16 protein-coding genes and 1 pseudogene are annotated in these 15,977 nt (G+C 68.6%); 8 read left to right on the top strand and 9 right to left on the bottom strand.

The features are described 5' to 3' along the window. The first annotated feature begins 20 nt into the window (after nt 1-20). Both HKD39_RS07340 and HKD39_RS19425 read left to right on the top strand, forming a co-directional pair. Nucleotides 21-737, top strand: a complete 717-nt coding sequence (locus HKD39_RS07340; protein ID WP_171199200.1) for an LmeA family phospholipid-binding protein — start codon at nt 21-23, stop codon at nt 735-737. A gap of 118 nt (nt 738-855) precedes the next feature. Further along, nucleotides 856-1,590 (top strand): heme-binding beta-barrel domain-containing protein, encoded by a 735-nt coding sequence (locus HKD39_RS19425; RefSeq protein ID WP_171199201.1) that lies wholly within the window; start codon nt 856-858, stop codon nt 1,588-1,590. Nucleotides 1,591-1,794: 204 nt separating this feature from the next. Here HKD39_RS19425 and HKD39_RS07350 read toward each other — a convergent pair whose 3' ends face one another. After that, nucleotides 1,795-2,871 (bottom strand): DUF2330 domain-containing protein, encoded by a 1,077-nt coding sequence (locus HKD39_RS07350; protein ID WP_171199202.1) that lies wholly within the window; start codon nt 2,869-2,871, stop codon nt 1,795-1,797. A gap of 266 nt (nt 2,872-3,137) precedes the next feature. Here HKD39_RS07350 and HKD39_RS07355 point away from each other — a divergent pair, with 266 nt between their 5' ends. After that, on the top strand, nt 3,138-3,989 hold the full coding sequence (locus tag HKD39_RS07355) for an endonuclease domain-containing protein (protein ID WP_171199203.1): 852 nt from the start codon (nt 3,138-3,140) through the stop codon (nt 3,987-3,989). A 45-nt stretch (nt 3,990-4,034) separates the two neighbouring features. Here the strand turns inward: HKD39_RS07355 and HKD39_RS07360 are convergent. Further along, nucleotides 4,035-4,453: pseudogene (locus HKD39_RS07360) on the bottom strand (phosphoglucomutase, alpha-D-glucose phosphate-specific); the annotation flags it as partial. A 156-nt stretch (nt 4,454-4,609) separates the two neighbouring features. On the opposite strand from HKD39_RS07360, the gene HKD39_RS07365 reads away from it, so the two are divergent. Beyond that, a complete protein-coding gene (locus HKD39_RS07365; RefSeq protein WP_171199204.1) occupies nt 4,610-4,831 on the top strand; it encodes a hypothetical protein in 222 nt (73 codons plus the stop codon). Between the two features lie 449 nt (nt 4,832-5,280). Here the strand turns inward: HKD39_RS07365 and HKD39_RS07370 are convergent, their stop codons facing one another. The 4 genes from HKD39_RS07370 to HKD39_RS20000 all read right to left on the bottom strand — a co-directional run bounded on the left by HKD39_RS07370 (nt 5,281) and on the right by HKD39_RS20000 (nt 8,776). Continuing rightward, complete coding sequence (locus HKD39_RS07370) at nt 5,281-6,417, bottom strand: chymotrypsin family serine protease (protein WP_171199205.1); 1,137 nt, start codon at nt 6,415-6,417, stop codon at nt 5,281-5,283. A 578-nt stretch (nt 6,418-6,995) separates the two neighbouring features. Further along, a complete protein-coding gene (locus HKD39_RS07375; RefSeq protein WP_171199206.1) occupies nt 6,996-7,142 on the bottom strand; it encodes a hypothetical protein in 147 nt (48 codons plus the stop codon). Further along, on the bottom strand, nt 7,139-7,597 hold the full coding sequence (locus HKD39_RS07380; protein WP_171199207.1) for an NUDIX hydrolase: 459 nt from the start codon (nt 7,595-7,597) through the stop codon (nt 7,139-7,141). The genes HKD39_RS07375 and HKD39_RS07380 overlap by 4 nt, the downstream gene beginning before the upstream one ends. Before the next feature lie 315 nt (nt 7,598-7,912). Then, a complete protein-coding gene (locus tag HKD39_RS20000) occupies nt 7,913-8,776 on the bottom strand; it encodes a prepilin peptidase (RefSeq protein ID WP_212754177.1) in 864 nt (287 codons plus the stop codon). Between HKD39_RS20000 and HKD39_RS07390 the strand changes: the two genes are divergently transcribed. Further along, on the top strand, nt 8,765-9,037 hold the full coding sequence (locus tag HKD39_RS07390) for a DUF559 domain-containing protein (protein WP_171199209.1): 273 nt from the start codon (nt 8,765-8,767) through the stop codon (nt 9,035-9,037). The two genes, HKD39_RS20000 and HKD39_RS07390, sit on opposite strands and share 12 nt — an antisense overlap. 45 nt (nt 9,038-9,082) lie before the next feature. On the opposite strand, the gene pgm is transcribed toward HKD39_RS07390, so the two are convergent. Continuing rightward, nucleotides 9,083-10,714: a phosphoglucomutase (alpha-D-glucose-1,6-bisphosphate-dependent) gene (gene pgm, locus HKD39_RS07395; RefSeq protein WP_171199210.1), complete on the bottom strand. Its 1,632-nt coding sequence runs from the start codon at nt 10,712-10,714 to the stop codon at nt 9,083-9,085. Between the two features lie 242 nt (nt 10,715-10,956). On the opposite strand from pgm, the gene HKD39_RS07400 reads away from it, so the two are divergent. Further along, nucleotides 10,957-11,850: a phytanoyl-CoA dioxygenase family protein gene (locus HKD39_RS07400; protein ID WP_171199211.1), complete on the top strand. Its 894-nt coding sequence runs from the start codon at nt 10,957-10,959 to the stop codon at nt 11,848-11,850. Between the two features lie 46 nt (nt 11,851-11,896). On the opposite strand, the gene HKD39_RS07405 is transcribed toward HKD39_RS07400, so the two are convergent. Both HKD39_RS07405 and lon read right to left on the bottom strand, forming a co-directional pair. After that, nucleotides 11,897-12,457, bottom strand: coding sequence for a TIGR03086 family metal-binding protein (locus HKD39_RS07405; protein ID WP_171199212.1), 561 nt, complete (start codon nt 12,455-12,457; stop codon nt 11,897-11,899). A gap of 211 nt (nt 12,458-12,668) precedes the next feature. Then, complete coding sequence (gene lon / locus HKD39_RS07410) at nt 12,669-15,128, bottom strand: endopeptidase La (protein WP_171199213.1); 2,460 nt, start codon at nt 15,126-15,128, stop codon at nt 12,669-12,671. Between the two features lie 180 nt (nt 15,129-15,308). On the opposite strand from lon, the gene HKD39_RS07415 reads away from it, so the two are divergent. Beyond that, nucleotides 15,309-15,578: a hypothetical protein gene (locus HKD39_RS07415; RefSeq protein WP_171199214.1), complete on the top strand. Its 270-nt coding sequence runs from the start codon at nt 15,309-15,311 to the stop codon at nt 15,576-15,578. Further along, a complete protein-coding gene (locus tag HKD39_RS07420; RefSeq protein ID WP_171199215.1) occupies nt 15,575-15,970 on the top strand; it encodes a PIN domain-containing protein in 396 nt (131 codons plus the stop codon). The genes HKD39_RS07415 and HKD39_RS07420 overlap by 4 nt, the downstream gene beginning before the upstream one ends. Nucleotides 15,971-15,977: the final 7 nt, after the last annotated feature.

Below are 15,977 nucleotides of genomic sequence, written 5' to 3' on the forward strand. Positions count from 1 at the left end.
GCGGCAGGCACACTGGTGCGGTGCGCAAGCTACTGATCGCGTTGTTCATCCTTGCGGTGCTGCTGGTCGGCGCCGACTTCGCCGGCCGGGCCATCGCCGAGTCCAAGACCGGTGAGGCCATCGCCCAACGGGCCTCGATCACGCCGGCCCCCGGCGTCGACATCCACGGCTTTTCGTTCCTGTGGCAGGCGGTGCAGGGCGAGTACGGGCACATCACCCTGACCGCGAACGATCTCCGCAGCAACGGGCTCACCGGCATCGACATCGCCGCCGAGCTGTACGACGTGACCCTGCCGCTGTCCGACGCGCTGGGCGGCCGGGCCGATCAGTTGACGGCCGGCCGGGCCGACGTCACCGCGCGGATCCCCAGCGAGTCGCTCGGCACGGGGCTCAACCAACCGCGGCTGCGGGTGACCAGCGGCGCCGACAACGCGGTGCGGGTGTCGACCACGCTGAGCGCGGCCGGCCAGTCGTTGCCGGTGACGGCCGAGGTGAGCGCCTCCGTCACCGACAACACCCTGCGGCTGACCGGAGAGCGCCTGGTGGGTGAGCTGCCCGGCGGGTTGAACGCGTCGCTGGCCGATCAGTTCGTGCGGCAGCTGAACTTCTCGGTGCCGCTGACCGACCTGCCGGTCACCATTGCGTCGGGTTCGGTGCGGGCCGACGGCAGCACGCTGGTGGTCACCGCCGAGACTCGCAACGTGCAGATCGGCAGGCTGATCTCCGCCGGCCGGTAGCCTTGCCGAGCATGTGGGAGGTGATCTTCACCGGCGTGCTGGTCCTGGCGGCGCTGGCCGTCGCGATCGTGCTCGGCTGGATCACCGTGCGGCTGGCCGTCGGCGAAAGGCGAACTCGGTGACCGAACCATCAGATCCGACACCATCAGAGCCTTCCCCACCGGAGTCTGCCCCACCGGCACCCTCAGCACCGGAGCCCGCCGGCCCCGCCGGCGGCGACAGCGCTACCGGCCCGGCTCGCACCAGCGGTGACGAGGCGATCGCCGCGGCCGATGTGCGGGCCGATTCCACCAGAGGCAAGAACCTGTCGGACGTCCCGCCGCTGCCGATACCGGCCGACACCGCGAACCTGCGCCAGGGCCCAGAGCTGCACCCCGATTGTTTGCCGCTGCTCCCGCTGGTCGGGGTGTGGCGCGGCGAGGGCAGCTTCGGCAACGAGCCGGGCGGCCCCGACACCGCGCCCGACTTCGGTCAGCAGATCTCCATCACCCACGACGGGCGGCCGTTCCTGCGCTTCGAGTCGGTGATCTGGCTGCTCGGTGCCGACGGCCCCACCCCCGGCCCGCGCGAGGTGGGTTGGCTGCGCCCGCAGCCGGACGGGTCGATCGAGCTGCTGCTGGCGCACGCCGAGGGCCGGCTTGAGGTCTTCTACGGCCAGCAGCGGTCGCCGGCGTCCTGGGCGCTGACCACCGACGGCGTGCTGCGCACCCCCACCGCGGTGCCGGTGGTCGGTGCCACCCGGCTGTACGGCGTCACCGCCGACGGCCGGCTGGCCTACGTCGAGGAGCGCGCGCACACCGACGCCGAGCTGGCGCCGCACGCATCGGCGCTGCTGGAGCGGTTGGTCGGCTGAGCCACGGCTCTCACGGTTGCTGCCCGCGCACCTGGCGTTGGTCGGCTGAGCCACGGCTCTCACGGTTGCTGCCCGCGCACCTGGCGCCACGCGCAGATGTCGCGAATCCGGGTCGCGTGGCAGGTTCGGCCCCGTTTCGCGGCCCGAGAACCACACCCGACCCCGATTGCCGACATTCCCGCTCGATGAGCCCGGCCCAGCTGGTCAGCGCCTGGCGGCGGACTGCCGGCGCCGCGCCGACGCCACGCCCACCGCGACGAGCACCGCCACCCCGAGCACCCCGGCACCGCCGAGGTACGGCCACGGCCCGTTCGACCGGGCCGAGGCGCCGGCGCGTTCCCCCAGGTGATCCGTCGGCGGCGTTGTGCTCGCGCCGGTCGTCGCCGGGGCCGGCTCGGCCGCGGCGAAGTGGAAGTCGTCGGTGATGGCGGACGGCTCCAGGTATCCGCTCCACTTGGAGAGATAAGTGGTGGGGCCCTCCGCGACCTCGCGCACCGCGTAACCCGCTGAGCCTTGGAGATAGCCCTGCCATGTCTGCGGCAGACTCGGTCCGCGCAGGGTGGTCGGGCCGGTGGTGAGGGTGTAGAGGGTGACCTGCTGGGTCTGGGTGGCCCGTTCGGACAACCGCATCGGGTACACCGGCTCATCGGTCTTGAAGCGCACGTGCAGCGGATCCAGTTCGCCGGTCAATCCGCTTCCGGTGTCCGCCTCGGGGCGCAGCCGCACCGCCATGAAGCTCCAGCCCTCGTCCAGATACACCTGGGTCTGCTCGATCAGCGCCGGCTTGGTGGCAAAACCGTTGCTGGTCAACCACTTCTGCAGCGAGCCGGACTCGGTGGTGGTGAGCGTGGCGACGTCGAGCGGTCCGATGTTCTGCCGGCTGTTGACCTCGACCGGAGCGGCGTGGTCAACACCTTCGCCGGCAGCCTGCGGTGCTCCGGTGGTGTCGCCGCTCGAGGACCGGGAAGCCAACTCCAGCTGTGCGAACAGCTCCTTCGGGCCGGCCCTGACGGTGGCGTTCTTGTCCGGCACCGGGAACAGCAGCGCGCCGGTGCTGACGTCGGAGTCGAGGGTGAGTGCAAGGTAGATGTCTTCGGTGCCGTCGTCGGCGAACCGCACCAGCGCCTTCTCCTCGGTGACCGTCGCGGTGCCGTTCTCCGCCGGGATGTAGCCGCCGCAGGCGCAGGCGTGCGCCACGTTCGCGGTGCTCACCAGCGGTAGCGCCAACGCGGCCGCGGTGCCGGCGATGCCGGCGGCGAGGCGACGAGTCCAGGTAGTCATGCCGCTTGGACGGACCGGCAGCCGGGGCGGTTGCACGGCCACGATGTCGTCAATCCGGGTCGGGTGGCAGGTTCAACCCTGTTTTGCGGCCCGAGAACCGCACGCGACCCGGATTGCCGACACCCAGCCCCTACACCACCCAGCTGACCACCATGGTTGTCCACACCTCGATATTCGATCCACAATCCCGGATTCGCCCTGGATGGTGCGGTCCCGGTCGGGCCAGCATGCCTGCATGCACCCGGAACTTGACCCGCCGTTGTCCCATGATCGCGGTTCGCAAGCAGCCCACCCTGGCCCCTGCGGCCCAGCGGGCGGCGCGTTCGGGTGAGCTCGTCCGGGTACTACCCGGTATCTATGTACCGGCGGCGGCAGCTGGCGATCTGACGACGCTCGCCGCGGCGGTCTGCCGTTACCGGGTCGACGCAACGGTGCTGGGGGCGGCGGCTGCCGCGCTGTCGTACTGGTCGAGTTACCCGGCCCGCGGCCTCACCGTTGCCGGCCTCGGCGCGGCGAGCACGCCGTTGCTGAGCGGCACAGAACGCCGGATCGACCGAGACTGGCGCTACTGGAACGGGTTTGCCTGGCTCAGCCACCCTGCGCTCACCGCACTGGATCTGGTGGACGAGGTCGGCGGCGACGGCATCGACATGGTGCTGCGGACCCGGGCCGCCAGCCTCGCCGATCTGAATGCCGCGCTGCGGGCCCACCCGAACCGGCCGGGAAACAACTCGCGGCGCCGGCTACTGCTGGATTCCCGGGCGGAGCCGTGGTCGGCGGCCGAGCGCCGCACCCACGTGCTGTTCCGCAGGGCCAGGATCACCGGGTGGACAGCGAACCACCCGGTGCTTACCCCGATCGGCCTGTTCTATCTGGATCTGGCTTTCCGCAGGGAGCGGGTGGCTGTGGAGATCGACGGACGCAGCACCCACGACACTCCGGCCGCGTTCCAGCACGACAGGACACGGCAGAACGCTCTGGTGCTCGCGGGCTGGCTGATTCTGCGGTTCACCTGGCAGGACATCATCGAGCGACCCGACGAGGTGATCGCGCAGGTCCGAGCGGCCCTCGCGCAGCGTCGCACCGGCCAACAGCCACCGAAACCTGGCCGCCGATAAAACCCCGCCCCCGGTCGCTGCGCGGGTACAGAAGCCCGTACCGGGTTACTCCAGCGCCGCCGAGACCACCTGGCGAGCGGCGTCCTGCACCTGGGCAAGATGCTCGGGGCCACGGAACGACTCGGCGTAGATCTTGTAGACGTCTTCGGTGCCCGACGGCCTGGCCGCGAACCACGAACTCTCGGTGGTCACCTTCAGCCCACCGATCGGGGCGTCGTTGCCCGGCGCCCGCACCAGCCGGTCGATGATCTTCTCCCCGGCCAGGGTGTCTGCGGTGACGTCCTCGGGAGAAAGCTTGGCCAGCTTGGCCTTCTGCTCCTTGGTGGCCGGGGCGTCCACCCTGGCGTAGGCCGGGTCACCGAACTCGGCGGTCAGCGCCTGACCGGCGTCCGTCCCTCCCGTTTGGACCGAGTGCTGCGGATAACTCGTAACGGGATTCTTGCCTGGTCGATGACCCAGGTCGTGTTCAAGGCGGGTACCCGCGACGGCTGCCGGCGAGGTTCCCATCGATCATCGCGTGGCACTGGGGGACGCCTGGGTCAGTGGCGCGAACCGCTTGACAGAGCGGCAGCGCCGCTACCTGGCCCACGATCGCTAAACCTCACCGCCACCACGGATCGGTGAACCGGGCCAAGTCAGACCAGAATGCCAGGCGATGGCTGCCGCCCCTGTTCTCGGCGCGATGCTCATACATGGCGCATCAGGTCGGGGTGAAAACCCGCTACGGCTTATCGGTCAGCCGCGCCGACCGAGACGCGATTCGCGCGAGTCTTGACGACCTGCCCTGGTCAGCAATTGCCGCCGCGCTGATCAAGGCAGCAAGCGTGGCCACCCGGATCTAGGTACTGCTCATCGAGACTGACGCCTCCCAGACGGGCTTCTTGCACCCTCCAGGCGCCTCGAGCGAGGATCTGTGGCTCTCGATTCTTGGGAAACTCTCTGATTTCACCGTTCGTCCCGATTTGTCAACCAGGGAAACGACTACGCCCTTGGATTGCGCAGTGTCCATCTCGTCCGGCGTGGCGGAGATTAGTACGACAACACTTGCGTCGGTGGTGTACGCCGTACTACCGCACCGATCCCCGACACACGCTTTGACTTCAGCCATGGGAGTAGCGCCTGAACCTTTAGTCTGCACCGTCAGCCGGGCGGCCGGGGCTGAGCTATCGCACCCTGTGCACCCGCTCACGCTGGTCAGACCGATCGCACCGAGGCCCAGCAACACGGCGACAGTCGACATACCGATTTGACGCCATGGTCCTGTCATTGCTGCAGAATAACACTGCAACCGTCAGCCTGTCTGCACAGACATCGGGTACTTGGAAATAATATGCTGAATTTGCATCTCGTACCTGATATTGGACCCAGTCTGTGCTGCGACGTGTATTCCGCCAATGGGTACTCCGCCCGACATCTTTATATACGAAGGGGCACCACTATCACCACCGGTCGCCATTGAAAAGGTGTTATTTATCTCCGTGATGCAGCAGACCACCTGCCCGCCGTAGGACCGAGTCTGCGTAATTGCGGTAACAGAGCCTCCGCACTTTTCTCCGGTCACCGATCCACTGATGCATACCGTCCCCTGGTCTCCGGCGCCGAAGGGACGCACCTGCTTCACGGCCAAGCTTTCCGCGCTAGTCGCCGAGCCAATGAAAATTCGGCCGGCGACCGCCGGAGCTGAGACGAGCTCCGCGTCGATGGAGGAGTTTCCGAAGGTTCGTTCCGTGACCGTCCCGATTGTTACACCTGCGCCCGTCTTCATGGTCCCGGTGCCGCAGTGCCCTGCGGTCAGCAGGCGTTTAGCACCGTTCCTGACCACACCCACGCCGGTAGTGCAGATGCCCGTCGGGGTGTTCAGCCTCCCTCCGCCGTAATAGGGCTGGGTATCCGATTGGCGGCCGGCATCAGGGACAGTCTCGCCTGCATCGTGGACGAGTACCACCGATGCTCCTAAGTTCTCCTCCAGTTTTGCCAGCTGGTCTGCTGTTGGTTTGTAACCGAATACGGACAGCCGGAATTTGCCAGTTTCATCATCCGGACCCCATCCCTGAATTCCGGGAAACGGAGCTTCTCCGCTCTGGATCTCACGCGTTAGCGTCGCCTGGGCGCGCAGCAGGTCGCTGTACGAGTACGGAGATTCGACAAACTCGACCCGTGAGCTCAGGTCGGCTGCCAAGTCCGATGTGGCAATGGATGCCAACCGGGCATGCGCCGTTTGTGAAGATTGCGTTGTGTAGACGCGAAATTGTCGCGATTCTGCCTCATACCAGACTCCGCCGAAGTCGTCTGGAAACGCTGTAGTTAACGATGCGACGTCTGCACGCCAGGCTAAGTCCGCTGCGCTTCCGGGGTCGGGCAGCGACGCGGGCGAGGGCGAAGCGGCCGATGACATGGGCGCGAAAGCGCCTGCGATCAGGACAGCCACGCCAGCAACGGTTCCTAGTGTCCGGATCGATCTCATTTTCACTGTGCCCCCCCCCGAAGGCCAACATTCACACATGTGACGGGCGTCACGTAATGAGTATCGGTCAGTCCTCGTCGGCTGTCAAGGGCTCTCCCACGGTCGGGCAGCCCGGGCAGCAGGATGTTGCTGACACCACTACTGGCCGGGGCGCTTTCGGGGGCTGCACAGCCGGCGCTGGGGCGGTGAATAGCCCAACGAACACTGGCCCGGCGACGGTCATGTCACCTGGCCGAAGGGCTTGAGAAGCCCTTATCCGACGACCAGCACTCCAATCACAACCGCTGGGATTGTCAGCGCCCACGCCAGGTTCGACAGGATCGCACCACATGGATCGGTCACCACCTGCGGTGCCGCTGCTTGCGTCATCATCACAACACCACCTGCGGTCCTGCCGCGGTAGCGGCAATCCGGCCGAGATCAGTCACGTTCTGGACGGGAACGGTGATCACTACACCGCCCGGACCGGCCGATTCCGCTGCACCGAACAACTGCGTCGCGCGCCGGGGCCACATCACCCGCGGCACCGACGTCTTCGGCACTCACTGGACGCTCTCCATCCCGCTCCCGGCAGCAATCACTCCGCCGATCTGCCAGGCACCGAACACCAGAGACAAGCCGTCCCGAATCTGGCTGTGCAGACCGATCAGCCGCTGCACCGCGACGATGGCGCCGACTGTGTCCGTCACCGCCCGACGAGTCCAGTGACCGGATCCTCACCAGCAGACAGGTATCCACCGGGGATGTCCCACGCCCGGCTGTCGGAACCCTTCACCAGTAGCAGCCGATCGAGCTCGTCGACGATCACAGCACCGGCCCACACCGGCAGTCGCGGGGTCGCGCTCACTATCCCTGCTTCTGGTCGACGACGCGCAGTTCCGGCCGAGCCCGCTTGGTAGCCCATATCGATCCGCTCAACAGCGGCAACCAGCAGGGCCGCGGCGTGCAGCAGCTCGTCCCGCCGGTTCTGGCCCGCCGGGTAGGTGTATCCGGGCCAAGACCACAGCAGCGGCGTTCCCGCCACACCCAGCTCCCGTGCATAGTCCGGCAACGCCAGACACGCCGCGTTCAGCTCCAGTGCGTCCGGTCCGGAGGATGCACGGACCGACAGAGCAGGATCGCTTCCGTCGGGGTCAGCGAGCATTTCCCGTGTCACCCTCAGATCGCGGAGCACCTTTGCGAGAAATCGGCTGGGCTGTGGCGCTGTGGCGACGGACATCGGTACCTCCGGATTCGGATGAGTTCAGTCCTGCGATCGTGCCCTTCACCGACCATCCCTCTATTACCGGTAATACGGGCTTGTGTCGCGAGGTGTCCGCGGCCGACTGGGAAGCTCGGGCTGACGAGCAAGTCGGCCGCGTTCTGCGGTGACAAGCCCTGGGTCGACGCCTACAGAGAGCCGGCATCAGCCTTGACGACCTTGACCAGCGACCGGTTCTGTCCACCCGTCGACCGGCGGTCAGGTCAGTCCTATAACGAGGCCGACAACGGCGCCGGCGGCCAGGGCCGGGCCGGGCCGGGCCGGGCCGGGCCGGGCCGGGCCGAGTGGAGTGTCGTCGACGGGCAGGCCGACGCGGCGGCGGCGATAGCCGCGGATCCCGACGGCCGCGACGACGAGGATCTGTCCGACCATGACCCCGGCCGCCAAGGTGAGCCAGGAGTGCCAGGCGAGCCAGCCGCCGATCGCCGCCGCGAGCTTGATGTCGCCGAGGGACTGACCGGCAAGGATCGCGACGAGGAAGGCCCAGGCGCCCGCAGCGAGCAGACCGAAGATCGGGCGGGCATGATCCCAGCCGTCACCGTCGGTGAGCCACGGCAGGACCGCGACCGCGACACCGATCAGGGGCAAGGTGATCAGGTCGGGTAGACGCATCTCCGCGACATCGACCAACGCCGCGGACAGGATCGCAACGGCGAAAACCCCATATGCAGTAACAGCTATGCGATCGTCGACCAGTGGCGCCAGGAATATGCTGTAGCAGCCGCGAGGACCACGGACAGCACGATCACGACGCGCTGGTGGAGGTTGGTCCGGCCGGTCGAGGTGCCGCACAACCGGATTGCGACAGTCCAGGCAATGGTGCCGCCGACACCGCCCACGGCGCCACCGGCGGCGGCCAACCCGATACTCATGCGCGCCGCAGCCCTCTCGGGAATAGTTCCGATAGGGCAGCATCGTCTCGACGTTCTCGATGTCCTCGATGTACTCCGCGGCATGCTCTCGCAGCACCGCCCTCGCCCACTGCTGAGCCTCCATCTGGCGGCCGGCGGCCTGCGCGACGCGCACCAGATCTGTGAGCGGGGTGTCCTCGTGCGGCGCCACCCTATGTCCGATCTCAGCAGCTTCCCGCGCCGCAGGGAGCGGGTGGCTGTGGAGATCGACGGACGCAGCACCCACGACACTCCGGCCGCGTTCCAGCACGACAGGACACGGCAGAACGCGCTGGTGCTCGCGGGCTGGCTGATCCTGCGGTTCACCTGGCAGGACATCATCGAGCGACCCGACGAGGTGATCGCGCAGGTCCGAGCGGCCCTCGCGCAGCGTCGCACCGGCCAACAGCCACCGAAACCTGGCCGCCGATAAAACCCCGCCCCCGGTCGCTGCGCGGGTACAGAAGCCCGTACCGGGTTACTCCAGCGCCGCCGAGACCACCTGGCGAGCGGCGTCCTGCACCTGGGCAAGATGCTCGGGGCCACGGAACGACTCGGCGTAGATCTTGTAGACGTCTTCGGTGCCCGACGGCCTGGCCGCGAACCACGAACTCTCGGTGGTCACCTTCAGCCCACCGATCGGGGCGTCGTTGCCCGGCGCCCGCACCAGCCGGTCGATGATCTTCTCCCCGGCCAGGGTGTCTGCGGTGACGTCCTCGGGAGAAAGCTTGGCCAGCTTGGCCTTCTGCTCCTTGGTGGCCGGGGCGTCCACCCTGGCGTAGGCCGGGTCACCGAACTCGGCGGTCAGCGCCTGGTAATGCGCGGCCGGCGATTCCCCTGTCACCGCTTGGATTTCCGAGGCCAGCAGCGCCAGCAGGATGCCGTCCTTGTCGGTGGTCCACACGGTGCCGCGGCGGCGCAGGAACGACGCTCCGGCCGACTCCTCGCCGCCGAAGCCGATGGATCCGTCGATCAGGCCGGGGACGAACCACTTGAAACCCACCGGCACCTCAACCAGCCGGCGGCCGAGCTTGCCGACCACCCGGTCGATCATCGAGCTGGAAACCAGGGTCTTCCCGACGCCCATCGACGCCGCCCACTCCGGCCGGTGCGAGTACAGGTACTCGATGGCCACCGACAGATAGTGGTTGGGGTTCATCAGCTTTCCGTCCACCACGATGCCGTGCCGGTCGGCGTCCGCGTCGTTACCTGTGACGATCTGGTAGCCGGCCGACCTGGCGACGGTGCCGGCCATCACCGACGGCGAGCTGCAGTCCATCCGGATCTTGCCGTCCCAGTCCAGCGTCATGAACCGCCAGGTCGGGTCGATCTGGTCGTTGAGGATGGTGAGGTCGAGTCCGTACTGCTCGGCGATCCGCTGCCAATAGGCGAGCGAAGCACCGCCGAGCGGGTCGGCGCCGATCCGCACGCCGGCGTCGCGGATGGCGTCCATGTCGAGCACGCTGTCCAGATCGCCGACGTAACCGGCCAGGAAGTCGTAGAAGCCGGTGGTGTCGGCGTCGCGGGCCTGCTGCGGCGAAACCCGTTGCACCCCTTCGAGATTGTGCTCGAGCAACTCGTTGGCCCTGGCAGCGATCCAGCTGGTGGCGTCGGTATCGGCCGGGCCGCCGTTGGGCGGGTTGTACTTGAAACCGCCGTCCCGCGGCGGATTGTGCGACGGCGTCACCACGATGCCGTCGGCCAGCTTGCTGGTGCGGTTGCGGTTGGCCTTCAAGATCGCGTGGCTGACCGCCGGGGTCGGGGTGTAGCCGTCGTGCACGTCGAGCATCACGGTGACGCCGTTGGCCGCCAGCACCTCGAGGGCCGACTCGGTGGCCGGCGCGGACAGCGCGTGGGTGTCCGCGCCGAGAAACAGCGGACCGTCGGTGCCCTGCTGTGCCCGGTACTCGCAGATGGCCTGGGTGATGGCGAGGATGTGGTTGGCATTGAAAGCGGCGTCGAAGGCCGACCCACGGTGCCCCGAGGTACCGAACACCACGCGTTGATCCGGCACCGAAGGGTCCGGCTCGATCTCGGTGTAGGCGCTCAGCAGCGCGTCGACGTCGATCAGGTCGCTGGGCTGGGCGGGGGTACCGGCACGCGGATCCATGCGCCCATTAGACCGCGCCGCTGCCGCGGTGGCGAGACCCGCCCGGATTCGACGCCCAGCCGGCGCCGATCCGGCCAGGTTTCGGCGCCGATCCGGCCCAGTGGCACGGGATTTCAGGTTTGCCCCCGGGCCGCATACCGGCCTGGCTCGTGCGCATCAGCGCGCAGCTGGGCCAGCAATTCAACTCAAAGAGCGGCGACCTCGGCCCGCGATCCGGTTCTGTTGCGTTCACACTGGTCAGCATGCTCACGTCCAACGGCTATCGGCTCGACATGAGTCCCCATCGGTGGGGCGAGCTGACCGACTCGACTGCGGCGGCCGGCCGCCGCGACCACGGCGAGCTGTGGCAGCGGCTGCGTGCCGACGGTTACCTGCTGCTCCGCGACTTTTTGGACCGGCAGACGGTACTCGCCTTTCGGCGGTACTTCTTCGGCGCGCTGGCGCCCACCGGGCTGCTGGCAGCCGGTTCCGACCCGGCCGACGGCATCGCCCGCACCGACGCGGGCACCGATGGCGGCACCGACGCCGGCACCGACAGGGCGCTGCTGCGCTCGACCCTGTTCGGCAGCGTGGTGCCGGGCGCCGAGTACCAGCGGCTGTGCACCGACCCGCGGATCACCGGCTTCTTCGGCTGGTTGCTGGGCACCCCCGACGCCCACGCCGCCGTGCACCTGCACCGGCGCCGGATCCTGCGGCACACCCGGCCGGGCGAGCGCGGCGTCGGCGTCGCCACCCAGGCCCACTACGACCTGCTGTATCTGCGGGAGGGCACCGACCGGGTGCTGTCCATGTGGATTCCGTTGGGCGACTGCCCGGCGGAGCGCGGTGGCCTGGTGTACCTGGAGCGCTCGCACCTGTGGGTGCTGCGGGACGAGGCGGCCGGGCAGCTACGGCCGGCGGCGTCCATCACCGCCGATCTGCCGAGCCTGGCCGATGCGCACGACGCGCGCTGGCTCGGCGCCGAGTTCAGGGCCGGTGACGTGATGATCCACTCCGCCCACATCGTCCACGCCGCAACGGACAACGTCGACCCCGGCGGGGTGATGCGACTGTCCACCGACATCCGGTATCAGCGCAGCAGCGAGCCGATCGACTGGCGCTGGCAGCAGCACTGGCACGATCGCGACGGGCTGTGAGGGCGGGGTCCGCGCCTCACCTCGCGTGCCGTCATCCAGTCTCCGGTCAAGCAGAATCCGTGTTCCACAACGGATTCCGGCCCAGCCGAGACAGCGCGAGCTGCCAGCCGTCGGCACTCGCCGGCGCCGGGCCGACGGGACCGAACGGCCCGGTGCCGGGTTCGGGGTTCTGGTCGAAGGTGGCGATGAACCGCTCGACGTGCGCCACCTCGACATCGCCCACCCCGAACGGTTGCCCGGTGGCCACGGCCAGATCCCAACCGTGCACGGTCAGTTCCTCCACCGCGACCAGCGCATTGTCGGCCGCGGCCATCTCGATGCCGCCGGCGCTGGTCCGGCCCTGCCAGGCCGCCTCGTCGGCCCAGGCCGCGGCCAGCTGATCCAGCTGCCGCGGGATCGCCGCACGCCAGTCGTCCACCAGGTGGTGCGGCGGATTCGGCGGTTGCTTGGCCGCATTGGTGGTGAACACCGACGCGAACTGATGCACATGCGCGAGCAGGTCGGCGACGGTCCATTCGGTGCACGGCGTCGGGTTCGCGAGCTGGTCGTCGCGGGTTCCGGCCACCAGCTCGCTCAGCTGCCGGGTGGCGGGGGTCAGATCAAACATGGCTGTCTCCTGCAGTCGACGGTGGCGATCAGAGCTAGGACCGCACCGGGCAGCCAGAATCATCGGTCGGTGAGGGCCGCGAGCTCTGCTGCGCCCCAACGGGCGCTGGTGCGGGCAGCACAATGCCCGCCCCGGAAGCTGTTCCGGGACGGGCACTGTGGTCTGGTGCGCCAGGCAGTCTGTTGCGCCGGTGTTTCGGTCCGGCGACTGCTCAGGCGGCGCTCACTCGAGCGTCCGTTGCGCCTGGCTCCGCTTGTCCGGCAGCGGGTTCCAGCGCCAGGGCGAGCACCTCGCGGACGTCGGACACCGGGTGGATGCTCAGCTGCTCGCGCACCTGCTCGGGGACGTCGTCCAGGTCCGGCTCGTTCCGGGCCGGGATCAGCACCGTGGTGATGCCGGCGCGGTGGGCGGCCAGCAGCTTCTGTTTGACGCCGCCGATCGGCAGTACCCGCCCGGTCAGCGACACCTCACCGGTCATCGCCACGTCCGAGCGCACCGGGCGCCCGGACAGCAGCGAGGCCAGCGCGGTCGTCATGGTGACGCCGGCGCTGGGGCCGTCCTTGGGTACGGCACCGGCCGGCACGTGCACGTGCACGCCGCGGTCGGCGAACTGCTCGAGCGGCAGCGCGGTGTCGCCGAGCACATCGGCGTGAGAACGCAGGTAGCTCAACGCAATTCGCGCCGACTCCTTCATCACGTCGCCCAGCTGGCCGGTCAACGTCACCCCGGACGAACCCGACCCGGGCGCGTCCAGCGAGGCCTCGACGAACAGCACGTCGCCACCAGCGCCGGTGACGGCGAGCCCGGTCGCCACCCCGGGAACCGCGGTGCGTTCCGCCGACTCAGGGGTGTGCTTCGGCCGGCCGAGGTACCTCACCAGGTCGGCGGTGTCCACCGTCACCGGTAGCTTCTCCGCATCCAACGCGGCCTCGGCCGCCACCTTGCGCAGCACCCGCGCCAACGAGCGTTCCAGTTGCCGCACACCGGCTTCCCTGGTGTATTCGCCGGCAATGGAGTGCAACGCGGCGTCGGTCAGCTCGGCCTCGGCGTCGTCCAGCGCCGCCAGCGAACGCTGCTTGGGCAGCAGGTGATCGCGGGCGATGGTGACCTTCTCATCCTCGGTGTAGCCGTCCAGCGACAGCAGTTCCATCCGGTCCAGCAGCGGGCCGGGGATCGAGTCGAGCACGTTCGCCGTTGCCAGGAACACCACGTCGGACAGGTCGAGGTCGACCTCGAGGTAGTGGTCGCGGAAGGTGTGGTTCTGGGCCGGGTCGAGCACCTCGAGCAGCGCCGCGGTCGGGTCACCGCGGTAGTCGCTGCCGACCTTGTCGATCTCGTCGAGCAACACCACAGGGTTCATCGAACCGGCCTCGCGGATGGCCCTGACGATGCGGCCGGGCAGCGCGCCGACGTAGGTGCGCCGGTGCCCACGGATCTCCGCCTCGTCGCGGACGCCACCGAGCGCAACCCGAACGAACTTGCGCCCCATGGCTTTTGCCACCGACTCGCCGAGCGAGGTCTTGCCGACGCCGGGCGGGCCGACCAGCGCCAGCACCGCACCGGAACGACGGCCGCCGACAACGCCGAGACCGCGGTCGGAGCGCCGCCGCCGGACCGCAAGGTACTCGGTGATCCGGTCCTTGACCTCGTCGAGTCCGGAGTGGTCGGCGTCCAGCACCGCGCGGGCGGCCTGCACGTCGTAGGAATCGTCGGTGGTGACGTTCCACGGCATGTCCAGAATGGTGTCGAGCCAGGTCCGGATCCAGCCGACCTCTGGCGACTGCTCGGCGGTGCGCTCGAGCTTGTCCACCTCGGCCATGGCGGCCTCGCGGACCTTCTCGGGCAGCTCGGCGGCCTCCACCTTGGCGCGGTAGTCCTGCTCCTCGGTGGCCGGCTTGCCGTCGAGCTCGGCGAGCTCCTTCTTGATGGCCGAGAGCTGTTGCCGCAGCAGGAATTCCCGCTGCTGCCGCTCCATGCCGTCCGTGACGTCCTGCTGGATGGACTCGGCGACGTCCAGCTCGGCGAGCTGCTCGCGGGTCCACTCGATCAGCTTGGTGAGCCGCTCCGGCACGTCGGGGGTCTGCAGCAGCCAGAGCTTCTGCTCGTCGGTCAGGTACGAGGCGTAGCCGGCCAGGTCGGCGACCGCGCCGGGCTCACGCACCTGCTTGACGGAGTCGATCACCTGCCAGGCACCGCGGCGTTGCAGCAGCGTGATGACCAGCGCGCGGTAGTCGCGCACCTGGCCGGCGAGCTGAGCGGCCGCGGCGTCATCGGACGGGTCGACGCCGGTTTCCGGCATCGTTTCGACCTCGACCCACAGCGCCGAGCCCGGGCCGGTGGTGGCTGAGCCGATGCGGCCACGGGTGGTGGCGCGCAGCACCGCAGCGCGTTCGCCGCCGGGCAGCCGGCCGATCTGTTCGATGGTGGCCACCACGCCGACGCCGGCGTACTTGCCGTCCAGCCGCGGGACCAGCACAACGCTGGCCGGTCGGTCGGCGGAACTGTCGATGCCGTCGCCGTCCTGGCCGAAGTGGGCCTGGGCGGATTCGATGGCGCGACGGGCGTCGCCTTCGGTATCGCCACCGGAAGCGGAGATGGGAACCGGAACGACCATGCCGGGCAGCACCACGGCATCGTCGACCGGCAACAACGGAAGAGCAATGGAAGTCATATGCACGCCTGATCTAGTCGGAAAAGTTGAGTGCAGCTAGCTCAACCATGCCGCCGCGCGATGTGTTCCCGCCAGCGCTGAGCTGCACGTTCGCTGACAGCGATGGGCAATCGAGCGGGAGAACCATGTGATCGCCATGTACCCAGGTGCAACACTTTGTTCCGGTGTTACACTTCTCCCATGCCGACCACCAAACACCGCTATCCGGTGACGGAGACCCCCGAGGTGGCGGCTGCGTTGGCCGCTGCGGCCCGCCGCTGGCCGGACGACCGTGACCGCCCGTCCCGGCTGCTGCGCCGGCTGATCGTGGAAGGGCACCGCAGCATTGATCCCGCAATCCACGCGGACCGGTCGGCACGGCTGGCAGCGCTCGAACGCGTCAGCCGCTCGTTCACCGGAATGTACGAGCCCGACTACCTGGCGCGGCTGCGTGGGGATTGGCCGGAGTGATCGCGCTCGATGCCGGGGTGCTCATCGCCCTGCTGGACGGTGACGATGCCCACCACGAAGCGGCGGTCGCGCTGTTCACCACTCAGATCGACGAGGCCATGACGATCAGCCCCATCAACCTGGCCGAGGTGTTGGTGCGTGCGGCCGCCGCCGGGCGGGACGACGAGCTGCTGGCCGCGATCGAATCCCTCGGCATCAGTGTCACGCCGTTGCCGGTCGACGCTGCCGCTCGGCTGGCACGGCTGCGGGCCCGCAGCACCACCACGATGCCGCACTGCTGCGCATTGCTGGCGGCCCAACAGAATTCGGGCCGGCTGGCCACCTTTGACCAGCGCCTCGCGGCCGCGGCCGAGCGACTCGGCCTGACCGTGGTCGAAGCCACCCCACCCTGACCGCAGC

Source organism: Nakamurella aerolata, from assembly GCF_013002705.1.
Classification (GTDB): Bacteria; Actinomycetota; Actinomycetes; order Mycobacteriales; family Nakamurellaceae; genus Nakamurella; species Nakamurella aerolata.